The sequence below is a fragment of the Bacillus inaquosorum KCTC 13429 genome (assembly GCF_000332645.1).
In the GTDB taxonomy this organism is placed as follows: Bacteria; Bacillota; Bacilli; order Bacillales; family Bacillaceae; genus Bacillus; species Bacillus inaquosorum.
On the sequence record NZ_AMXN01000003.1, the window covers coordinates 37,276 to 63,558 of the forward strand.

General features: G+C 44.9%; 3 protein-coding genes and 2 pseudogenes. 4 read left to right on the forward strand and 1 reads right to left on the reverse strand.

The genetic code is table 11. The features are described 5' to 3' along the window. The first annotated feature begins 15 nt into the window (after positions 1–15). The 4 genes and pseudogenes from BSI_RS12635 to xynC all read left to right on the forward strand — a co-directional run bounded on the left by BSI_RS12635 (position 16) and on the right by xynC (position 25,658). The gene (locus BSI_RS12635; protein WP_003238154.1) at positions 16–16,110 is read left to right on the forward strand and encodes a non-ribosomal peptide synthetase; all 16,095 of its coding nucleotides are present in this window, start codon (positions 16–18) and stop codon (positions 16,108–16,110) included. Positions 16,111–16,199: 89 nt separating this feature from the next. Then, on the forward strand, positions 16,200–24,026 hold the full coding sequence (locus BSI_RS12630) for a non-ribosomal peptide synthetase (protein ID WP_003238156.1): 7,827 nt from the start codon (positions 16,200–16,202) through the stop codon (positions 24,024–24,026). A 185-nt stretch (positions 24,027–24,211) separates the two neighbouring features. Then, positions 24,212–24,328: pseudogene (locus tag BSI_RS23030) on the forward strand (hypothetical protein); the annotation flags it as partial. A gap of 58 nt (positions 24,329–24,386) precedes the next feature. Then, positions 24,387–25,658: pseudogene (gene xynC, locus BSI_RS12625) on the forward strand (glucuronoarabinoxylan endo-1,4-beta-xylanase XynC). Between the two features lie 290 nt (positions 25,659–25,948). Here xynC and BSI_RS12620 read toward each other — a convergent pair. Further along, a complete protein-coding gene (locus BSI_RS12620; RefSeq protein WP_003238163.1) occupies positions 25,949–26,212 on the reverse strand; it encodes a YnfE family protein in 264 nt (87 codons plus the stop codon). Between the last annotated feature and the right edge of the window lie 71 nt (positions 26,213–26,283).

Here is a 26,283-nt window from a genome sequence, read left to right on the forward strand (position 1 = left end):
AAATGAGGTGCTCCAATGTCGGTATTTAAAAATCAGGAAACGTACTGGGATAACCTGTTTGATGAAGATGACAGCCTAAGCGCATTCCCTTACTTTAAAGCAGCAGATAAGGCGCCATTGGCCCGTACCGGCTATCAGGAAAAATGCATCTGCCGTTCCTTATCTCCGAAAGTATCCCAAAGAATAATCACAATGTCTAATCATTCTGAAGTGGCAGCCTATTTGATTTTATTGGCAGGTATTGAATGCTTGTTGTATAAATATACGGATCGAACGCGGCTGATTCTTGGCATTCCAACGGTATCGAAGCAAAAAAGCAGCCAGTCAGCCGTTAACACCATTGTCCTTTTGAAAAATACGCTTTCAAGCCAGAGCACGTTTAAAACCGTATTCGAGCAACTGAAAGAAGCCGTTAATGATTCGCTGAAAAATCAAAACCTGCCGTTTCGAAAAATGGTTCAGCATCTGAACGTGCAATACAATGATGAGCGTATGCCGTTGATTCATACCGTCGTTTCACTTAACGAAATTCATTCCTTGCAATTTAAAGAAGATGCTGCAACCGATACGCTGTTTCACTTTGATTTGGAGAACAACGGGATTCATTTGAAGCTTTTTTATAACGGCAATCTGTACAATGAGCGCTATATGGATCAAATTGTATCTCATTTGGATCAACTGCTGTCTGTGATCTTATTTCAGCCTCAAGCTGCGATCCATACGGCAGAGGTCATACCCGAAGCGGAAAAACAGAAACTATTATTTGATTTTAATGACACCGGCGCAAATTATTCCGGGAGCAGAACCGTCTATCAGTTATTTGAAGAACAAGCAGAAAGAACGCCTGATCATGCAGCCGTCAAGTTCAAAAACTGCCATTTGACATACAGGGAATTGAATGAACAGGCCTGCCGTTTGGCAAGAACATTGCGTAACTGCGGAGTTCAAGCCGATACGTTAGTCGCCATTCTGGCTGATCGTTCATTAGAGATGATCGTGTCTATTATAGCCATTTGGAAGGCGGGGGGCGCTTATGTGCCCCTGGACCCTGAATATCCAAAAGAGCGGCTTCAATATTTGCTTCATGATGCGAATACAGATGTTCTCCTTGTTCAGCGTCATTTGAAAAACAGCCTCACCTTTGACGGACCGACGATCGATCTGAATGATGAAGCATCTTACCATGCCGATTGCTCATTGTTATCACCCATAGCGGAACACAACCATTTAGCCTATGTCATTTACACCTCGGGCACAACAGGAAAGCCGAAAGGGGTCATGGTTGAACACGGCGGCATTGTGAACTCGCTCCAGTGGAAAAAGGCGTTTTTCAAGCATTCTGCCAAGGATCGAGTGCTTGTCTTGTATCCCTATGTTTTTGATGCATTCATTTTAAATTTCTTCGGCCCGCTAATCTCGGGTGCAACCTTGCATCTTTTGCCGAATGAAGAGAATAAAGACCTTTTCGCCATTCAAAATGCCATGAAACAAGAGAGGATTACACATTTTTCAACTTCTCCCCGTCTTCTGAAAACGATGATCGAACAGATGAATGCAGAGGACTTCATTCATGTTCAGCATGTTGTTGTAGGCGGTGAGCAGCTGGAACTAGATACAGTTGAGAAGCTATATTCTCTGCAGCCTCACATTCGAATCAATAATGAATACGGACCGACAGAAAATAGCGTGGTATCTACATTTCACCCTGTCCAGTCCGCTGATGAACAGATCACAATCGGCAAACCGGTGGCCAACCACCAAGCCTATATTTTAGGAGCGCACCATCAAATCCAGCCGATCGGCGTACCCGGAGAGCTGTATGTCGGAGGAGCCGGCGTGGCCCGCGGCTACCTCAATCAGCCTGAATTAACGGAAGAAAAGTTTGTTCAGCATTTGCTCCTCCCTGGTCAAAAGATGTATAAAACGGGTGACCTCGCCAGATGGCTGCCAGATGGAAGAATCGAATATTTAGGGCGAATCGATCTTCAAGTGAAAATTCGCGGCTACCGTATCGAGATCGGCGAGGTAGAGGCAGCCTTGTGCAATCTTGAAAAAGTTCGTGAAGCTGCAGTCGTTGCGCGGGAAGCCGAAGACGGAGCCAAGCAATTGTATGCCTATTATGTCGGCGATCCTTCTTTGTCCGTTGCGCAGTTCAGAGACGATTTGTCCCGTAAACTACCGGATTATATGATTCCCTCCTATTTTATCCATTTGGAACACATACCGCTCACTTCCAATGGAAAAATTGATTTGAAAGCTTTGCCTGCTGCCGAAGAAAAAATGCGGACGGATAACGAATACATAGCCCCGCGAAACTCAACAGAAGAACTGCTGGCGTCCATCTGGCAAGAAGTATTAGGGGCAGAGCGTATAGGAATTCTGGATAATTTCTTTGATTTTGGCGGAGATTCGATTAAATCAATTCAGGTGTCTTCGAGATTGTATCAGGCCGGTTACAAGGTGGATATGAAGCATCTGTTTAAATACCCCGTGATTGCTGAACTAAGTCAGTTTGTAGTGCCGCTCGGCAGAATGGCTGATCAAGAGGAAGTGAACGGCAGGACAAGTCTGACCCCGATTCAGCATTGGTTTTTTGAACAAAAAATGCCGAATGCACACCATTACAATCAGGCCGTCATGTTATATTCGGCGGAAGGCTTTAAAGAGGCTTCGCTTCGCCGGACGATGGAACGCATCGCCTCGCATCATGATGCCTTGAGGATGATTTTTGAAAAAAAGCCGAATGGATATGCTCCGCGAATTACAGGCACGGATGAAAGTGAATTATACCATCTGGAAGTGATGAATTATAAAGAGGAAACAGATCCGGCTCAAGCAATTGCCGATAAAGCGAATGAGATTCAAAGCAGCATGGTATTAGAAAAAGGGCCTTTGATGAAGCTTGGTTTGTTCCAATGTCCGGACGGAGATCATTTGCTGATTGCAATTCACCACTTGACGATTGACGGAGTATCCTGGCGAATTTTACTTGAGGATTTTGCAAGCGGTTATGAGCAGGCAGAGCGCGGACAAACGATCCGCCTCCCGCAAAAAACAGATTCATTTCCATTCTGGGCGGATCAATTGTCCAAGTATGCGGCGGAAACCGACATGGAACAGGAGATTGCTTATTGGACTGAGCTGTCAAGCATGAAACCGCAGCCATTGCCCAAGGACAACATCGGCAAAGGTTCGTTATTAAGAGACAGCGAAGAAGTGACGATTCAATGGACAAAAGAGGAAACAGAGCAATTATTAAAACAAGCGAATCGCGCCTACAACACGGAGATCAATGATCTGCTGCTGACTTCATTAGGACTCGCCGTTCACAGGTGGACTGGCATAAGAGACATTCTCGTGAATTTGGAAGGCCACGGGAGAGAACCGATTATTCCGGTTGCGGATATTTCCCGGACGATAGGATGGTTTACAAGCCAGTACCCTGTCGTACTGAGGATGGAAACCGGAAAAGATCTGTCGCAGCGGATTAAGATCGTCAAAGAAGGACTGCGCCGTATTCCTGATAAAGGAATGAATTACAACATCATCAAATATGTATCCGGGCGTCCGGAAGCCGCCAGTCTGCAGCTGAATCCGGAAATATCGTTTAATTACTTGGGGCAATTTGATCAAGACCTGGAGCATCAAGCTTTACGCATATCGCCTTTTTCCACAGGGTTATCGATGAATGAAAACCAAGAGAGAACGGCCGTGCTTGATTTGAACGGCATGATTGCTGAAGGGAAATTATCGATAACACTGAGCTACAGCAACAAACAATACGAAAGATCGACTATGGCGCAATTTGCACGAAATTTGAAAGAAAGTCTGCAAGAAGTCATTGCGCATTGCGTAAGCCGGCAGCAGACTACCCTGACGCCAAGTGACATTCTGTTAAAAGATATCACAATAGACGAACTGGAACAGCTCTTGGAGCAGACGCGTGAATGGGGCGAAGCAGAAAATATTTATCCATTAACACCGATGCAGAAGGGTATGCTATTTCACAGCTTGTTTGACCCGAGTTCAGGTGCCTATTTTCAGCAAACGATGTTTGATCTGCATGGAGATCTGGATATTGACTCATTTTCGAAAAGCTTGGATGGCTTATCACAAAAATATGATATTTTCCGCACGAATTTTTACAGCGGCTGGAAAGATCAGCCGCTGCAAATCATATTCAGAACGAAAAAGATCGGTTTTGAATTCATTGACTTACGTGAGATGAAGGAATCACAAAAAGAAGAGATGATTCAGGAATATGCCAGAAGAGATAAGTTACAGGGGTTTGACTTAGAAAGAGGCGCGTTAATGCGGTTACTCATTCTTCGTACGGATGACGCGACATACCGTTTTATATGGAGTTTTCACCATATTTTGATGGACGGCTGGTGCCTGCCGCTGATTACAAAAGAAATATTCGAGCATTACTTTGCCTTGCTTCAGCAAAAGCAGCCTGAACAACCGTCGATTACTCCGTACAGTCAATACATTGAATGGCTCGGCCGGCAAGATGCAGAAGAGGCCATGCGTTATTGGGATCAATATTTGGAGGGATATGAAGAGCAAACCATCCTCCCTAAGGATCACCATGCGGCGGAAGATGAGCGATACATTCCTGAGAAAGTGACATGTGAAATAAGCACCGACCTCACTTTGAAAATGAAGCAGATGGCCGGCAAACACCATGTCACGCTGAACACGCTGCTGCAGACGGCATGGGCGGTTTTGCTGCAGAAATATAACCGAAGCCGAGATGTTGTTTTTGGAAGTGTTGTATCCGGAAGACCGGCTGGAATTCCAAACGTGGAAACCATGATTGGCTTATTCATTAACACCATTCCCGTCCGGATCCGATGTGAAGCCGGGACAACGTTTACCGAACTTATGAAAGAAGCGCAGGAAAAAGCAGTAGCGTCTCAAAAATTTGAGACGTACCCGCTATACGATATTCAAGCACGTACAACGCAAAAGCAAGATTTAATTACACATTTAATGATTTTCGAAAATTATCCTGTAGATCAGTATATGGAAAGCATAGGCCGGCAAAACGGATCATCCATCACAATTTCCAACGTGCAAATGGAAGAACAGACCAACTATGATTTTCATTTGACCGTTGTACCGGGCGAAGCGATGAACATCTATTTTGAATACAATGCCAGTGTGTATGAACGCTCAAGTATAGAGCGGATTCGGGAACATTTCATGCAAATCTTGCATCAAGTCATGACAGATGCGGATATCCAGGTGGAGCAAGTGGAATTGTTAACGGAAGACGAAAAAAGAACCCTTCTTCATACTCTTAACGACACGGCTGCACCATTTCCGCAGACGCCGGTTTATCAATTATTTGAAAAACAATCGCAGCGTACGCCCGATCAAGCGGCCGTCATCGATACGGACAGGGAGCTCACGTACGGAGAGCTCAATAAGCGGGCAAACCAACTGGCGCGAACGTTAAGAGCGAAGGGCGTGCAGGCGGATCATCCTGTGGCTGTCATCAGCAGAAACAGTATCGAATCAGTAGTCGGGATCCTTGCCGTTTTAAAATCAGGCGGAGCCTACGTCCCTATAGATCCGGAATATCCGCAAGACCGCATCCGGTATATGCTGGATGACTCTCAAGCCGGAATCGTTTTGATGCAGCGAGATGTCAGGGAACAGCTTGTCTATGAAGGCGTCACGGTTTTACTGGATGATGAAAGCTCGTATCACCAAAATGACTCTGACCTTGCACCGATCAGTGATGCTAGCCATTTGGCATATGTCATTTATACGTCAGGTTCCACAGGCCGGCCAAAAGGCGTATTAATCGAGCACCGAGGCTTGACCAATTATATTTGGTGGGCGAAAGAGGTTTATCTAAAAGGCGAGAAAACCAACTTCCCGTTGTATTCGTCAATCTCTTTTGATCTAACGGTAACTTCTATTTTCACACCGCTTGTCACAGGCAATACGATCATCGTCTATGACGGAGAGGACAAAACAGCACTGCTTGCATCGATTGTGCAGGACCCGAGGGTGGATATCATTAAATTGACGCCGGCCCATTTACAGGTTTTGAAAGAAATGAATATCGCCGATAAAACGGCTGTCCGAAGAATGATTGTGGGCGGGGAGAATCTAAGCACCCGGTTAGCCCAAAGTATTCATAAACAGTTTGAAGGCCGAATTGAAATATGCAATGAGTACGGACCGACGGAAACCGTTGTCGGCTGCATGATTTACCGTTACGATGCCGTGAAGGACAGGCGGGAATCGGTACCGATTGGAACGGCTGCAGCAAACATGAGCATTTATGTGCTGGATGAGAATATGAAACCCGCGCCGGTCGGTGTCCCAGGAGAAATCTATATCAGCGGCGCCGGTGTGGCAAGAGGATATTTGAACCGGCCGGAATTGACGGCAGAGAAATTTGTCGATGATCCGTTTGAACCCGGAGCCAAGATGTATAAGACCGGAGATTTGGCGAAGTGGCTGGCTGACGGAAACATTGAATATGCGGGCAGAATGGATGAACAAGTGAAAATCAGAGGCTACCGTATCGAATTAGGCGAGATCGAGGCGGCACTGCATCAAGAAGAAGCGATCAAGGAAGCTGTTGTTACAGCTAGAGAAGATATCCACGGGTTTAAACAATTGTGTGCATATTACGTGAGCGGCGGGCAAATAACGGTTTCCCGGCTCCGGAAACAATTGTCTCATACTCTGGCAAGTTATATGGTTCCGGCCTATTTTATCGAGCTGGATGAAATGCCTTTAACCTCCAACGGAAAAATAAACAGAAAAGGGCTGCCGGCTCCGGATTTCGGGCTGCAGGACAGAGCAGAGTATAAGGCTCCCCGAACAAAAGTGGAAGAAATATTAGTTTCCGCCTGGGAAGCTGTATTAGGTGCAGAGAACGTCAGTGTTCTGGATAATTTCTTTGACCTTGGCGGAGATTCTATTAAATCAATCCAAGTGTCATCAAGATTAAAACAGAGCGGATACAAAATGGAAATCAAAGACTTGTTTCAATATGCAACGATTGCCGATTTGAGTCCGCATATCAAGCAGAATCTGCGTATAGCCGATCAAGGTGAAGTCAAAGGAAAAGTCAGCCTGACTCCTGTTCAGCATTGGTTCTTTGATCACATAACGATAGAACCGCATTATTATAATCAAGCCGTCATGCTGTATGCACCGGAAGGTTTTCGGGAAACGCCGCTTCGTCAAACCCTGCAAAAGCTTGCAGAACATCATGATGCGCTCCGCATGACGTTCCAGCAGACGGAAAAGGGATACGAGGCACAGATTGCAGAGATTGCTCAAAGCAGGCTGTACCACCTTGAAGTCCTGAATCTGAAAGCAGAATCCGACCCGGGGCAGACAATTGAAGCCAAGGCTAATGAGATACAAGGCTGTATGCGTTTATGTGACGGGCCGTTAATGAAGGCCGGATTGTTTCAATGTGCAGATGGAGATCACTTGCTGATTGCCATCCATCATTTGATTGTAGACGGGGTTTCATGGCGCATTTTATTGGATGATATTGCTAATGGTTACAAACAAGCTGAGAACGGGCAAGTGATTCAACTGCCGCAAAAAACAGACTCTTTCCAATTATGGGCCAAGAGACTTTCAGAATATGCGCAAAGTGAAACCATAAAACAAGAACAGGAATATTGGACAGAGATCGAACAAACCGATGTGAAACCGCTGCCTAAGGATTTTCATGAAACACATACGACCTCAAAGGACAGTCAAACGGAAACCGTGGAATGGACTATAGAAGAAACGGAGCTGTTATTAAAACAAGCGAATCGCGCTTATAACACTCAAATAAACGATTTGCTTTTAACCTCTCTGGGTCTTTCCATATCGCATTGGTCAGGACTTGAACAGATTCCGATACATTTAGAGGGACACGGAAGAGAACAGACGATTCAAGATATGGATATCTCCCGTACGGTTGGATGGTTCACAAGTCTGTATCCGGTTGTGCTTCACGCGCAGCCAGGCAAAGAAATCTCTGATTATATCAAGATGACCAAAGAAGGACTGCGCCAAATTCCGCATAAAGGGATCGGATATGGAGTAGCAAGGTACTTAAGCGGGTCAATGCCAGCAAAACTGAATCCGGAGATTAGTTTTAACTACCTGGGGCAGTTTGACCAAGATTTGCAGCAGCATGCGATTCAATTATCCTCCTACTCCTGCGGTTCAGACTCAAGCGGGAATCAAGCCAGACCGTATGTATTGAATATAAACGGAATGATAACAGAGGGCCGGATGAGGCTTACGATCAGTTATAGCAGCAAACAGTACGCAAGAGAAACGATCAAGCGGCTATCGGAAACGATTCAAAGCCGCCTGCGGACAATCATTACGCATTGCGTTCATAAAGAACAATCGGAACTGACACCAAGCGATATTTTGTTAAAAGGCATGACCATTGATGATTTGGACCAGCTCCTCATTCAACTGCCGCATTCAGGTGAGATCGAAAACGTGTATCCGCTCACTCCGATGCAGAAAGGAATGCTCTTCCACAGCTTGCTGGATGAGGCCACAAGATCTTATTTTGAACAAGCATCGTTCGATTTGCAGGGAGAGTTAAAGATTGATTGGTTTAAAGCAAGCTTAGAACGATTATTTGAAAAATACGCCGTGCTCAGAACCCGTTTTTACAGCGGCTGGAACGATACTCCTTTACAAATCGTCTATAAAACACAAAAACCGCAAATTTATTTTGCAGATTTGCGTGACATAGAGGAGCACCGGCGTGAGGATAAAATCGCTGCCTACCAAAGAGAGGACAAGGCAAAAGGATTTGACTTGGCTCGGGATCCGCTGATGCGCATAGCGATTTTCCGTATGGAAGACCGCAAATATCATTTGATTTGGAGCTTTCATCATATTGTCATGGACGGCTGGTGCCTGCCACTTATCACGAAGGAAGTGTTTGAGCATTATAGCGCCTTGCAAGAAGGCAGGGAAACAGAACCACCATCTGCAGCTCCTTACAGCGACTATATCGAGTGGCTTGACCGCCAAGATCAGGGAGCTGCCAAACGGTACTGGAGCGAGTATCTTGAAGGGTATAAAGGTGAAACCAGGCTTCTTCATAAAACACCGCAGCATGAACAAAAAGAATACGCTTATGCCAATGTGATCTGCCAATTCGATCACGAACAGACAAAACAATTACAGCAGATCGCAAATCAGCATCAAGTGACATTAAATTCGTTGATTCAAACATTGTGGGGGGTTTTATTACAGAAATACAGCGGGTCCAGGGACGTTGTATTTGGCAGTGTCGTGTCGGGAAGGCCGGCGGAAATCCCCGGTGTGGAACAGATGATCGGCCTGTTCATCAATACCATTCCGGTTCGCATCCGCTGTGATGAGGACAGCTCTTTTGCTGAAGCGATGCAAATGGTTCAACAAAAGGCATTGACTTCCCAAGCATTCGATACCTATCCTTTATATGAAATTCAGACAAAAACGGAACAAAAGCAAAACCTGATTGACCATATCATGATCTTTGAAAACTATCCGATAAGACAACAAGTTGAACAGGCAGGCCATCATGATGCGGGACTGGACATCATGAATTTTCATATGCAAGAACACTCCCACTATGATTTGAATGTGGTTGTCATTCCTGGCGAAAAGCTTGCCATCCATTTCGGTTTTAATGAAAACGAATATGAAAAATCAGAAGTGGAGCGGCTCCGCGGGCATTTTGAACAGCTCATGCAGCAAGTATTGCAGCAACCGTCTGTCAAAATAGAAGAATTGGAGCTTCTGACTCAGCAAGAAAAAGAACATCTGCTCAGTCGTATTCAATCTGACGAGATGGATTACCCACGTGAACAAACGATTCATGAGTTGTTCGAGGAACAAGCGCATCGTACACCTGACCATGCGGCGGTTGTATTCGAGGGTAAACAATTAACCTACGGAGAACTGAACCGGCGATCCAATCAGCTAGCGCGAACCTTGCAGGCAAAAGGAGTGCAGGCGGATCAGCTTGTCGGCATTATGACTGAACGCTCTCTAGAAATGATTGTAGGCATTTTAGGGATTTTAAAAGCGGGCGGAGCATATTTGCCGATAGATCCTGATTCTCCACCTGAACGCATCCGTTATATTTTAAGTGATTCGGGCATCAGCGTATTGCTTTATCGTGAGAAGCTGCAGAATAACATCGGCTTCCCAGGGACATGTATCGATCTCATAGAGGAACATGCCTATCACGAAAAAGACAACGGCCTTGCGCTCTCTTGTCAGTCGAGTCAACTGGCCTATGCCATTTATACTTCCGGTACGACGGGCAAGCCTAAAGGCGCGTTAATTGAACATCGCCAGGTCATTCACCTGATTGAAGGACTTCGCCGCCAAGTTTATTCTGCCTATGATGCGGAGCTGAATGTAACCATGCTTGCTCCATATTATTTTGATGCTTCTGTTCAGCAAATGTATGCTTCCTTGTTGTTAGGACATACCCTGTTTATTGCTCCAAAAGAGGTCGTGTCAGACGGTGCAGCATTATGCCGTTACTATCGGCAACATTGCATTGACATAACGGACGGAACACCTGCCCACTTAAAGCTCTTGATAGCTGCAGGTGATTTGCAGGAAGTCCCGCTTCGGCACCTTTTAATCGGAGGAGAGGCTCTTTCCAAAACAACGGTAAATAAGCTCATGCGATTATTCGGCGATTATGGCGCTGCGCCTTCGATCACCAATGTATATGGGCCTACAGAAACTTGCGTAGACGCGTCCCTGTTCAACATAGAATGTTCTGCCGATGCTTGGGCACGCAGTCAAATTCATGTTCCTATAGGCAAGCCGTTAGGCAGCAACCGCATGTACATTCTTGATTCAAAAAAGCGGTTGCAGCCTGTGGGCGTTCAAGGCGAGCTGTATATTGCAGGGGACGGTGTCGGGCGGGGCTACTTGAACCTGCCGGAACTAACGGATGAAAAATTTGCTGCCGATCCGTTTGTCCCGACGGACCAGATGTATAGAACCGGTGATCTGGCCCGCCTTATGCCGGATGGAAATATTGAATTTATCGGCCGGATTGATCATCAGGTGAAAATTCACGGTTTTCGGATTGAACTCGGTGAAATCGAATCGGTAATGCTGAACATTCCTGATATTCAAGAAGCCGCCGCAATTGCCCTTAGAGATGCGGATGGAGAATATTTCCTGTGCGGATACTATACTGCGGATAAGCCAATACAGATCAGTGAACTTCGCGAAAGTCTGGCCCGGCATTTACCGGGATATATGATACCGGCTCATTTTGTGCAGCTGGATAAGATGCCGCTGACGCCAAACGGGAAGCTGAACCGTCAGTTATTACCGGTTCCGGTCAAAAAGAGGGACAGAGGCATAGAATACGTGCCGCCGCAGACTTCGGCAGAAATCCATCTGGCAGCAATTTGGCAGGATGTTCTCGGGTTAGAGCAGGTGGGGATCCGAGATAACTTTTTTGATATCGGCGGACACTCCCTGCGGGCAACGGCGCTCATTGCAAAGATACAAAAGCAATTGCATGTCCAAATTCCTTTGCGAAACGTGTTCCGTTTCCCAACCATTGAACAGCTCGCGCGGGAAATCACGACGATGGAGCAAACCGGGTATGCCGGGATTCCTGCAATTGAGAAAAGACCATATTATCCGGTATCTTCGGCGCAAAAACGATTGTACATTCTCAATCATCTGGAAGGCGGAGAACTCAGTTACAACATGCTGGGTCTGATGGCTGTCAAAGGCAAGTTTGATCGTGATAAGCTGCAGCAAGCCTTCCTCGCACTGATTCAACGTCATGAATCTTTGCGCACCGGTTTTAAAATGGCCGGCGGAGAACCTGTTCAGTATGTCTTGGATCACGCAGAGTTTGAAGTAGAGTGGTATCAGGCAGAAGAAAATGATGCAGGCCTTTATATCCGCCAATTTATTCGCCCGTTTCATCTGGAGAAGCCGCCGCTGCTTCGTGTGGGGCTGATTGAACTTCGACCTGACCGCGGAATTCTGCTGTTTGATATGCATCATATTATTTCTGACGGAACATCTATGAGCATATTGATTAAAGAATTTATTCGGATTTATGAAGGAGAGACATTACCGCCCCTGCGCATCCAGTACAAGGACTACGCAGTATGGCAGACCGGAGAAGCGCGGTTAAAACAGATCCAAAACCAAGAAGCCTATTGGTTAGAGCTGTACAGCGGCGACGTTCCTGTCCTTCATCTGCCTACAGATTATATACGGCCGTCGGCACGGGATTTTGCGGGAGCTACGATGCATTTCACGCTTGATAAGCAAAAAAGCGCCGGGTTAAAGCAGTTGGCATCCCAAAACGAATCTACTTTATATATGGTGCTCCTTGCGTCTTATACATTATTGCTTTCAAAATACAGCGGCCAGGAAGACATTATTGTCGGCAGCCCTATTGCGGGGAGACCGCATGCGGATTTGGAACCCATTATCGGAATGTTTGTGAATACACTGGCGATGAGAAATTACCCAGAAAAAGGGAAGACGTTCTCTCAGTATCTGTCCGAGGTGAGGGAGAATGCTTTGAAAGCTTACGAGCATCAAGATTACCCTTTTGAAGCGCTGGTTGATCAACTGGATATTGCCAGAGATTTGAGCCGTAATCCGTTGTTTGACACCATGTTTGTGCTTCAAAACACGGAGCAGGAACAGTTAGATATAAATGACATAACTTTCAAACCATACCCAAGCGAACATACGATGGCTAAATTTGATTTAACCTTAACGGCTGTGGAAGAAGACTCGGGTATTCATTTCACGATGGAATACTTGACGGCTCTGTTTAAACCGGAAACGATCGAACGTATGATGGGGCATTTTGTGCAGCTGATTGATTCGATTATCAAACAACTTGAGGCCGAGCTGGCTGATTTGGATATGATAACCCAAGAAGAGAAGAGTGAAATTCAGAAACTCTTTAACGATACTGCAACCGCAGAAAAACGTATTCCGCCAACGATTCATCAACTTTTTGAGCAGCAGGCTGAGCTTAACCCAGACCATGAAGCCGTCCTGTTTGAAAATCAGACTCTGACTTATCGTCAGCTGAACGAACGTTCCAATCAGCTGGCGCGCGTCCTTCAAGATAAGGGTGTAGGCACAGATCAGGTGGTTGCCGTTCTCACGGATCGCTCAGCAAATATGATGATCGGCATTTTAGCCATATTAAAGGCCGGCGGAGCATTTCTTCCTATCGATCCGGAACTTCCTGATGAACGGCGGGCTTTTTTGATGAAAGACAGCGGCGCCGGTGTGCTTTTGACTAGTGCAGGTCATGCCATTCCGCCGCTCTTTGAAGGGGAAGTTCTTCTGCTTGACAATCCGTTACTATATCAAGGTGGAACAGATAATCTTCAACTTTCCTATTCGGAAAATGACTTAATGTACGTCATTTACACATCTGGTACAACAGGGAAGCCAAAAGGGGTTCAATTAGAACATAAAACGATGACGAATCTGTTCGCATATGAACGAGATCATACGCAGCTGCGTTTTGACAGAGTGCTGCAATTTGCTGCCATGAGCTTTGATGTCTGCTATCAAGAAATTTTCTCCGCGCTTTCAAGCGGAGGGACACTCTTTATCATCAGCAATGAGGCAAAACGGGAAATACGTCAGTTCAATGATTTTGTCAGAACGCACAGGGTACAAACAGCATTTCTTCCGACCGCGTTCCTTAAGCTCCTTGGCTCGGAGAAACACTATTTCGAACCGTTTGCCGAGTGCGTGGATCACATTATCGCTGCGGGAGAACAGCTCATCGCAACAAGTATACTGCGTGACATGCTGGCGCACCACCATGTCACTCTTCATAATCATTACGGTCCGTCGGAAACGCATGTCGTGACCATGTATACCGTTGATCCGGATATTGATCAGGAGCTTCAGCCGATCGGCAAACCGATTTCAAATACGGAGATTTTCATTTTAAATGAGGCCGGAACGCTTCAGCCTGTCGGGATCGTCGGTGAGCTTTGTATTTCCGGGGTCAGCTTAGCCAGAGGTTATCATAACAGGGAGTCTTTGACGCTCGAAACATTTGTTCCGCACCCATATGACACGAAACAACGAATGTATAAAACAGGTGATCTGGCCCGTTACCTTCCCGACGGAAACATTGAATATGCGGGAAGGATGGACCATCAGGTCAAAATCCGCGGTTACCGGATTGAGCTCGGCGAGGTGGAAGCCGCTCTGCTAAACATCGAGCATGTTCAGGAAGCCGTTGTCCTGTCAAAAGAAAATGCAGATGGACAAAACGATTTGTATGCCTATTTTACAGCGGAGCAATCATTGCCGATCAGTCAGCTAAAAGAAAAACTTGCTGATCAAATACCGGGCTACATGATTCCTTCATACTTCATCCAGCTGGAGAAACTGCCGTTAACCTCCAATGGAAAAGTAAATCGAAGAGCATTACCGATTCCTGAAGTCGGTTTGCAAACCGGGACTGACTACGTCGCTCCGCGGACGAGTATGGAAGAGAAGCTGGTATGCATCTGGCAAGACGTTTTGAAGGTAAAAGAAATAGGCGTGAAAGATAACTTTTTTGATCTGGGCGGCCACTCGTTACGGGGAATGACGCTCGTTGCCAAAATCCATAAGCAATTCAATAAAAGCATTTCATTAAGAGAAGTATTTCAATATCCGAAAGTTGAAGAAATGGCAAAGGCCATTGCTGAAGCTGAAGCCTGCGGACCGGATTATATTCCGGCTGCCAAAGAAAAAGATGTCTATCCTGTATCCTCCGTGCAGAAGATGGTTTACCTGTCAACACAGATCGAAGGCGGCGAACTTAGCTACAATATGCCGGGAATCCTTGCATTAGAAGGAAAAATCGATATGAATCGCTTACAAACCGCTTTCCAAAGACTGATCCAGCGTCATGAGTCGCTGCGCACCGGATTTGAAATGATCCGCGGAGAACTGGTGCAGGTGATCAAACCGCAAATGGAGTTCTCTATGGAAAGGTATAAGGCAGCACCTGACGAGGTTGAGGAACTTTTCCGCGCCTTCGTGCGGCCATTCGATCTCAGCCAGGCTCCATTACTTCGGGCTGGACTCATCGAGTTGGAACAAGACCGGCATATTTTTATGTTTGACATGCACCATATCATTACGGACGGCGCCTCCATGAATATTTTTGTCGAAGAACTGATTCAATTGTATGACGGCAGAGCGTTAGCTCCGCTCCGTATTCAATACAAAGACTTCACTGAATGGAAGCTGCAAAAAGAGCAAAGAGAACGAATCAAGAGGCAGGAAGAGTATTGGCTAGGTGTATTTCATGAGGAGCTTCCGTCATTCGAGCTGCCGAAAGATTTTGCGAGGCCGCCGGTGAGAAGCTTCGATGGGAAGCGGCACAATTTTGTGCTCGATAAGACTGTCATCCAAGGTGTAAAGCAGCTGGAAGAATTGACCGAATCGACCGCTTATATGATTTTGTTTTCGGCCTATTCCATACTGCTGGCTAAATATAGCGGCCAGGATGATATCGTCGTCGGTACACCTATTGCGGGGAGAATGCATGAAGATTTGCAACATATCATCGGAATGTTTGTAAATACATTAGCCATCCGTACCGCTCCGATGGCGGAAAAGACATTTATGGATTATATAACGGAAACAAAAGAAACAATGCTGAAGGCTTATGAAAATCAAGAGTATCCTTTTGAAGAATTAGTTGAAAAACTGGGTGTGAAACGGGACTTAAGCCGCAATCCATTGTTCGATACGATGTTTGTCATGCAAAATACTGAACAAACGGATATTGAGGTAGACTCTCTCGCCGTCAGACCTTATGAACAAACAAATACGGCTGCCAAGTTTGATTTACAGCTGACCTTTGTAATAGACCAGGATGAGATACAAGGCAGCTTTGATTACTGCACGAAGCTATTTAAAAAGAAAACCATTGCTGTATTGGCCAAGGATTACGTCATGATCCTCTCGGCGATTTTACGAAATCCATCCATTCCTTTAAGAGAAATTCAATTAAGCGAAAAAGTAAACAAAAGTAAACACCTCGCAAGCACAATCGAATTGGATTTCTAATAATGGCCGGCGCGGCTGTCCCGGCACGAATGCCGCGGCTGCCGCAAGCCGCCTTCAAAACAGGAATGAAACCAACTGGAGGGATATGAATGTCAGAATTCAAACAACAGGAGTTGTTCTGGGGCCGCATGTTTCACGTGGAAGACCGTCCCAGTGCATTCCCTTCGTTTCAAGTGTCCGACTCAACATTAAAGCGTGATGTATCGAGTGCATCTGACTGTATTCACAGTTCATTGAGTTCAGATGTATCACGGCGCATCCTGACCATGACGAATCAAACGCCAATGGCCGTCTATCTGGTTCTCCTGATCGGAATTGAGTCCCTATTGTACAAATACACGGGGGAAGAGGGTGTAATTACAGGGGTTCCAACCTTTGAAGACGAAACTGATGAAGATCTTCGTTTAGATCAACTCATGTTAATCAAACAAAATATAAATGCCGACAGTACGTTTAAATCTATATTCCATGAACTGAAACATACGCTGGACGAAGCGATCCTATATCAGGACGTTCCCTTTGATAAAATGGCCGGACAGCTGCGACTGAACTACAATACAAATCATTTGCCGATCATCCATACGGTTGTTTCATTAGAGCAAATTCATTCTGAGCGTTTCATAGAAACGGCTGCTTCAGATGCCTTATTTCAGTTTGCTATGGAGGAAGACTCGATTGATGTAAAGTTATTTTTTAATGAACAAGCCTATGACCGTCAGTATATGATGCAGGTAATCGGGCATTTAAACCGTCTATTTTCTATCATGTTATTTCAACCGGACCTCACTCTCAGTGAAGTAAATATTTTGTCTGAAGCGGAGACAAATACATTTCTCGTTGACTATCATCATACGAAAACTGAATATCCGCGAGATAAGACGATCTATCAGTTATTCGAAGAACAGATGAAACGAACACCCGATCAAGCAGCCATTATTTGCGGAGAAAAACAATTCACGTATCGTCAGCTTAATGAACGTGCCAATCAATTAGCCCGAACGTTGAGAGCCAAGGGCATGCGGACGGATCGGCTCGCAGCCATCATCAGCGATCATAACATTGAGGTGGTAGTTGGAATACTGGCCGTATTAAAAGCGGGCGGTGCCTATGTGCCAATTGATCCGGATTATCCGAAGCATCGCATACAGTATATAGTAGATGACTCCCAAGCTGATATCATCTTGACGCAGAGCCATCTCCGAAAGCAATTGGAACTTACGGGCACAATGGTTTTCATCGATGAGGAAAGTTCTTACCACGAAGACGGCTCTGACCTTGAACCGATCAGCAGTATGAAGGATTTGGCCTATGTCATCTATACGTCGGGTTCCACAGGCAAGCCTAAAGGTGTGGCAATTGAGCATCAAGGCTTAACCAATTATATTTGGTGGGCCCGCAGGGTATATGTCAAAGGAGAAAAAACCAACTTTCCGCTATACTCGTCCATCGCTTTTGATCTGACGGTAACGTCTGTTTTTACTCCGCTTATTACCGGCAATGCCATTATTGTCTACGGAGGAGAAAACAGGGCGGCCTTGCTTTATTCCATTGTGCAGGATCCGAGGGTGGATATTATCAAATTAACCCCGGCTCATTTGCAGTTATTAAAAGAAATGAACATCTCTCCTGAGTGCACCATTCGGAAATTAATTGTTGGCGGCGACAATTTAAGCACGCGTCTCGCCCAAAATATCAGCGGACAATTCGGCGGCAGAATCGAAATCTTTAACGAATACGGCCCTACAGAGACAGTCGTCGGCTGTATGATTTATTCCTTTGATCCGCAAAACGACAGACGGGAATCAGTGCCGATCGGAACCGCTGCGGACAATATGAACATTTATGTACTGGATAAGAGCATGAAGCCGGTGCCAATCGGCGTCCCGGGAGAAATTTATATAAGCGGGGACGGCATTGCCAGAGGTTATTTGAACCGGCCGGAATTAACGGCGGAAAGGTTTCTGCGGCATCCCTTTGTACCGGAGGGGAAAATGTACCGTACGGGAGACTTGGCCAGGCGGCTGCCGGACGGTAATATCGAATACCTCGGAAGGATCGACCATCAGGTGAAAATCCGCGGTTACCGCATTGAAATCGGTGAAGTCGAAGCCGCATTTTTTCATATACCGCCGATTCAAGAAGCCCTCGTTATTGCACAAGAAACCAACGGGGAAACATCTTTGTGCGCCTATTATACGGCACAGCGTTCTTTAACCGCAGGTGAGATCCGGAAACATCTGTCCCGGCAGCTTCCGGACTATATGATACCTGCTTATTTCGTACAGCTGAAAGCGATGCCGCTTACTTCAAACGGAAAAATAGATCGTCAGGCACTGCCTGTTCCAACAGGAAATCTCACGGGCAATACCTATACAGCTCCGCGGACAGAACTGGAAAAAATCCTAGCCGGAGTGTGGGAGTCGGTATTAGGCGCAGAACGCGTCGGAATCGACGATCATTTCTTTGAGCTGGGGGGAGATTCAATTAAGTCGATTCAAGTGACATCAAGCTTATATCAATCAGGGTATAAGCTTGACATCAAACACTTGTTCAAGCATCCGACGATCGCTGGGGTTGTTCCTTTTGTAGAGCCGGTCATCCGAATCGCTGAACAAGGAGAAATTAAAGGCCGGTCGCTTCTGACACCGATTCAACATTGGTTTTTCGCCCAGCAATATCAGGATTTGCATCATTATAACCAATCCATCATGCTTTGTTGGAAAGAGAAATTGGATGAATCGAAGCTTCGCAAAGTCATGAAGAAGATTGCTGAGCATCACGATGCTTTACGTATGGTTTATGTTCCGACAGAACATGGATACCAAGCCCGAAACCGGGGGATCGATGAAGGAGATTTATTCAGCCTTGAAGTGTTCTCCTTACTTGGAGAAAACAACCCTGCCCAAACGATAGAAACGATCTCCAATGACATTCAGCAATCCATCCATTTAGCCGAAGGTCCGCTCATGAAACTGGGATTGTTTCAATGTCAGGATGGAGATCATTTGCTGATTGCGATTCATCATTTGGTCGTCGATGGCGTATCGTGGAGGATTTTACTTGAGGATATTGCAGCAGCTTATGAGCAGCTTCAAAACGGCGAAGCGATCCGGCTTCCGAAGAAGACAGACTCATACCTTTTATGGGCTGAACAATTGAAACGTTATGCAGAAAGTCAGGAATTCGAAGCAGAAAATCAATACTGGTTCGGGCAGAAACATAACCCGCAACATACATTGCCAAGGGACAAAGAACAGGAAATCGGCCTGGCTGAAGACCGGGAAACGATCATCGTCCAATGGACGGCGGAAGAAACCGAATCTTTATTAAAAAAATCTAACCGGGCCTATACAACTGACATTAACGATTTATTGCTGACCGGACTTGGAACGGCTATTCATCGTTGGACCGGTTATGAAGACATTCTCATTCATCTGGAAGGACACGGCAGAGAATCTATTTTTCAAGACCTTGATATTTCACGTACGGTGGGATGGTTCACAAGCCTATACCCGGTTTCGCTCCAAATTAAGGCAGACCAGGATATCTCGCAGCGGATTAAAACAGTGAAAGAAAATTTACGTAAGATCCCCCAAAAAGGAATAGGTTATGGCCTGATTAAGTATTTGTCCGATCACCCGAAGGCTTCCGAATTTACCGGACAGCCGGAAATCAGTTTCAATTATTTGGGTCAATTTGATCAAGATTTCCGAAACGGCAGGATGGAGGTATCTCCTTACTCAAGCGGGAAAACAGTCAGTGACAAGCGCCCCATAACCTATGCACTTGATATCAATGGCATGATTTCAAACGGTCAATTGTCGTTGGCAATCAGTTATTGCGGTAAACAATATCAAAGAGAAACAATGGAAGCTTGTGCCGATCTCTTAAAAAGCAGTTTGCAGCAAGTCATCGAACATTGTGATGCTCAAGATCAAATTCACCTGACGCCAAGCGATATTTCATTAAAAGATATAACGATCGGTGAACTAGATCAATTTGTGCAACAAACACATCACCTTGGTGAAATTGAAAATATATACCCATTAACCCCTATGCAGAAAGGAATGTTGTTCCATAGCTTGATCGATTCGGATTCCGAAGCTTACTTTGAACAAGCCGCTTTTGATCTGAAAGGTTTCTTGGATATCGAGGCATTTAGGATGAGCTTGGCGCAGCTGGCCGAAAGATATGACATTCTTCGAACTCTTTTTTATACAGAATGGAAAGATCAGCCTTTGCAGATTGTATTCCGGCAAAAGCCGATTGAAACGGTCGTTGAAGATATTCGCAGCATGAACAGTCATCAACGCAGCGAGTTTATTGCCGATTTTGCGAGAAGAGATAAGGCGCGAGGATTCAATCTCACCCGAGATGCTTTAATGCGCGTATCGATCCTGCGGACAGATGTAGACCAAGCGCGATTGATATGGAGCTTTCATCATATTTTAATGGATGGCTGGTGTTTGCCTCTTGTTACGAAAGAAGTGTTTGAAACCTATTATGCGATTCTTGAGCGGAGGCAGCCGAAACGGGGAGCCGTCACTCCATACAGCCAATATATCGAATGGCTGGATAAAAAAGATCACAAGCAGGCAGCAGTCTATTGGCGTAATTATTTGGAAGGCTATGAAGGGCAAACTGTTTTGTTACAAGAACAATCCTCCAACCAGCCGAAAGGATACGAAAAAGGAGAGCATGCGTTTCGTTTAGGAAAGCAGCTCACAGACGAGATCAAACGGGCCGCAAGCCACCATCAAGTCACGCTCAATACATGGATACAAACCGCATGGGGCTTATTGCTGCAAAGATATAACGGGAGTCAGGATGTCGTTTTCGGCACTGTCGTATCCGGCCGGCCGGCAGAAATCCCGGGAATTGAAACTATGGTCGGTTTATTTATCAATACCATTCCCGTACGTATTCATACGCAACCTGAAATGACAGCTGCACAAGTATTGAAAATGAACCAGGAGCGGGCACTGGCTTCTCAAGCATACGATACATTTCCGTTGTATGAAATTCAGGCTCAAACTGAGCAAAAGCAGCAGTTGATCAATCATATTATGGTTTTTGAGAATTACCCGGTCGAGAAACAAATAGAACATATGAAGCAGGATGACAAAGCATTAGACATTATCGATTTTCATATGGAAGAACATACCCATTACGATTTTACTTTTATAGTTATGCCGGCCGGAGAAATTGAAATTCGTTTTGTATACAATCGTGATGTTTATGATCAAGCATGTGTCGAACGGATGCAGGCGCACTTCATGCAAATCATTAAGCAAATGGCGGACGATCAGGAAACTCGCGTCCAAGAACTGGATATAGTAACAGCGGATGAACGATCGCTCCTGATAGACAAGTTTAACGATACAGCGGCCGAGTATCCAAAGAAAAAGACGATTCATCAATTGTTTGAGGAACAAGCGGAGCGAACGCCGGAGCAAGTGGCGATTGTTTTTGAAGATCAGAAGCTGACGTATCGGGCATTAAATGAACGCGCTAATCAGTTGGCCCGAACCTTGGTCGCCAAAGGACTTCAGGCTGAGCAGCTTGTTGGCATTATGGCGGAACGTTCACCGGAGATGGTGTTAGGCATCCTCGCTATTTTGAAAGCGGGAGGAGTTTATGTACCGGTCGATCCGGAATATCCGGAAGAACGCATCCATTATATGCTTGAAGATTCTAACGTCTCTATATTATTATTGCAAAATCATCTTCTAAAATGTACCGCTTATCAAAGTCATGCTGTCTTCCTTGACGATCCGTCATCATACGACGTCGAAGCATCCAATCTCAATCTAAGGACAGCGCCAAATCAATTAGCCTACGTCATCTATACATCAGGAACAACGGGGAATCCGAAAGGAACGCTCATTGAACATAAAAATGTGGTCCGTCTATTATTTAATAACAAAAACCTTTTTGATTTTAACGCATCGGACACATGGACTTTGTTCCATTCCTTCTGCTTTGATTTTTCAGTGTGGGAAATGTACGGAGCGCTGCTGCATGGGGGCAAATTAGTGATTGTTCCGAAACAAACAGCAAAAAACCCCGAAAGGTATTTGCAATTGTTAAAGTCGGAAGCAGTGACAATTTTAAATCAAACGCCAAGTTATTTCTACCAACTGATGCAGGAGGAGAGAGCATATTCCGAATCCAATTTAAACATCCGAAAAATCATATTTGGCGGAGAGGCGTTAAATCCATCCTTCTTGAAAGACTGGAAGATTAAATATCCTTTAACGCAATTAATCAATATGTACGGCATCACGGAAACCACCGTTCATGTCACATATAAAGAAATCACGGAACGAGAAATCGACGAGGGCAGAAGCAACATCGGACAACCTATTCCTACCCTGCAAGCGTATATTTTGGACGAATATCAACGCATTCAGGTAATGGGCATACCGGGAGAGCTCTATGTTGCAGGAGAGGGGCTGGCTAGAGGATATTTGAACCGCCCGGAATTAACGGCAGAGAAATTTGTTGAACACCCATTTGCCCCAGGCGAAAAAATGTACAAAACGGGAGATGTCGCCCGATGGCTGCCTGACGGCAATATCGAGTATTTGGGAAGAATTGATCATCAGGTGAAAATCCGGGGTTACCGGATTGAACTCGGCGAGATCGAGACAGCTTTATTGCAACTGGAATCTGTCAAAGAAGCGGTCGTCATCGCGATTGAAGAAGAGGGCTCCAAGCAGCTGTGCGCCTACTTGACAGGAGACGAATCATTCAATACGTCGCAGCTGAAGCGGCATTTGCTGAACAAACTGCCCGCGTATATGATTCCAGCTTATTTTGTACAAGTAGAGAAGATACCGATAACCGCTAATGGAAAAATCGACAGGAAAGCTTTGCCGGCTCCTAAGGGAAATAGGCTCACCGGAACCGAATACGCAGCACCCGAAACGTTAATTGAAAAGCAGCTGGCCGAGATATGGAAGAACATTTTAGCTCTCAGTGACCCGGGGGTTAAAGATAATTTCTTTGACGTTGGCGGCCATTCGCTCAAAGTTTTGCAAGTTATTCATCAAATTAACGCCAGTATGGGAATCAAAATGCATTATCAAGCCGTATACGATTTTCCGACCATTGAAGCAATGGCACGCGCCATTCAAGCAGCGGTGTTCGGGTCCAAGACGGATAACGTATTCGTCAAGATGAATCAGAACGGTTCAATCCCTGTGTTCTGTTTCCCGCCTTTAATCGGGTATGGGCTGGTTTATAATGAAATGGCAAAAAGACTTGATGGCAGCTGCACCGTCTATGCCGCTGATTTCTTGGAAGAGCCGTCTTATGAGAAAGAGATCGTTGACCAGTATGCAGAAAGCATAATAGGCATTCAAGAAAAAGGGCCTTATGTTTTGCTTGGTTATTCTTCGGGCTCTAATTTGGCTTTTGAGGTTGCTAAAGCCTTGGAGAAGCGTGGACGCGTCGTATCAGACATTATGATGCTGGATTCTAAAATAGCCGTTTCTGTGACTTATTTATCGGAAGAGGAAACTGAAGAGATCATCCATCTGAATCTGGATATCATTCCGAATTATTATAGAGAATTATTAACCATTCCTTCGATTAAGGATAAAATCAGAAGCTACCTTACGTATCACAATGAACTGATCAATTCCGGCGCCGTCAACGCCAACATACATCATTTGGTGTGTGGCGATTTGACTGATAGAGGATGGACGCAATCAACTGCACAGCATTACCTTGAGTACAAATTAAAAGGAGACCATGTGACGATCTTTGAACCTCATAATATCGAAGAAAATGTGGATACAATTCAATCTATTATCAAAAGAATTGAAGAACGGCATCATCAAGGACTTGTTCTTGATGAACAACTGTCAATGGGATCGTTTGCAGGAGACACAAAATTTAACAAAATGTAAGTGATCTAGTGCAAAATGCCGCTGCTGGCAGTCAGCGGCATTTTTTTATTAAAAAAGTGAGAGTAATACTCATGTGTTTGCTACGGTTTACTCTAGAAATAATCATTTTATGTGTTCTTCTTGACCAGTCATCAAATGTTAAAAAGAAACTCCTCCATTTTAAGGAAAAAGGAGGATGTTAAGTTATGCGTAAAAAGTGTAGCGTATGTTTATGGGTTCTTGCTTTATTATTGAGTTGCTTATCTGGGAAGTCTGCGTATGCTGCCACCAGTACTACAATTGCAAAACATATATTGAATAGCATATTCGCCATAACGTATTTTTCCAATACCGTAAAAGACATATGAAGGAGAGGAAAAAATGATATCATGCGTAAAAAAACCAATTTGTGTATTATTGGTATGTTTCACTATGCTGTCAGTAATGTTAACCGGTCCATGCGCTACTGAAGTTTTGGCAGCAAGTGATGTAACAGTTAATGTATCTGCAGAAAAACAAGTGATTCGCGGCTTTGGAGGAATGAACCACCCGGCTTGGATTGGGGATTTGACAGCAGCTCAAAGAGAAACTGCTTTTGGCAATGGACAGAATCAGTTAGGCTTTTCAATCTTAAGAATTCATGTAGATGAAAATAGAAATAATTGGTAGAGAGAAGTGGAGACTGCAAAGAGTGCGATCAAACATGGAGCAATCGTTTTTGCTTCTCCCTGGAATCCTCCAAGTGATATGGTTGAGACCTTTAACCGTAATGGTAATACATCGGCTAAACGGCTGAAATACGATAAATACGCCGCATATGCGCAGCATCTTAACGATTTTGTTACCTTCATGAAGAATAATGGTGTGAATCTTTACGCGATTTCGGTCCAAAACGAGCCTGATTACGCTCACGAGTGGACGTGGTGGACGCCGCAAGAAATACTTCGCTTTATGAGAGAAAACGCCGGCTCGATCAATGCCCGCGTCATTGCGCCTGAGTCATTTCAATACTTGAAGAATTTGTCGGACCCGATTTTGAACGATCCGCAGGCTCTTGCCAATATGGATATTCTCGGAACCCACCTGTACGGCACTCAGGTCAGTCATTTCCCTTATCCTCTTTTCAAACAAAAAGGAGCGGGGAAGGACCTTTGGATGACGGAAGTATACTATCCGAACAGTGATAACAACTCGGCGGATCGATGGCCCGAGGCGTTGGATGTTTCACATCATATTCACAATTCAATGGTAGAGGGAGATTTTCAAGCTTATGTCTGGTGGTATATCCGAAGATCATATGGTCCTATGAAAGAAGATGGTACGATCAGCAAACGTGGTTACAATATGGCTCATTTCTCGAAGTTTGTGCGTCCCGGCTATGTAAGGATTGATGCAACGAAAAATCCTAATGCGAACGTTTACGTGTCAGCCTATAAAGGTGACAACAAGGTCGTTATTGTTGCCATTAACAAAAGCAACACAGGTGTAAACCAAAACTTTGTTTTGCAGAATGGATCTGTTTCTCAGGTATCTAGATGGATCACGAGCAGCAGCAGCAATCTACAACCTGGAACGAATCTCAACATAACGGGCAATCATTTTTGGGCCCATCTTCCAGCTCAAAGCGTGACAACATTTGTCGTAAATCGTTAAGGGTACCTAAGGCAAGCGGTACCGCTCCGGGGCTATACGAGTACCGGGGTGCCGCGCCTTTCCTTGCTGACGAAAATGGACATGGTTGCCCAAAATCCATATTGCCAACCAGGGAAGATGACTAAACTAGAGGGAAAGAGAAGAGCTGAAAATCCAAATGACACTATTCTTTTTTAGTTTACATAATATATATTCTAGGAAGTAAACAAAATAAATAAATTTCTGTCTCAATATAAAAGTATACTTAAGTTAGTGAGACAGAAGATGAAATTTTACAGTTGAATCTCTAATCAAAAAAATGGCGTAGTCAATCCATAATAAACCGCTTCTAAATCTTCCAGTGTCATATCGCCATATGCACATTTGATAACCGAGTCCGCAAACACATCGTAGTCATAATCTGTAGAAAAACCTTGCTGCAGCTGTTTTTCGTAAACTTCGATCTGTTCTTTTTGATTTTGGATGTCTTTTTCCTTACCTGGATAGTCCGGACCATTGATCACATCATTCATTTCTTTGAACAGCACCATATACTGTTTCAATGTTTCATGCACAATGTAAACCTCCTTATTTGCTGTATAAGATGATGAAAACGGACATCATTATTGCTGATGTCCGTCAAAAG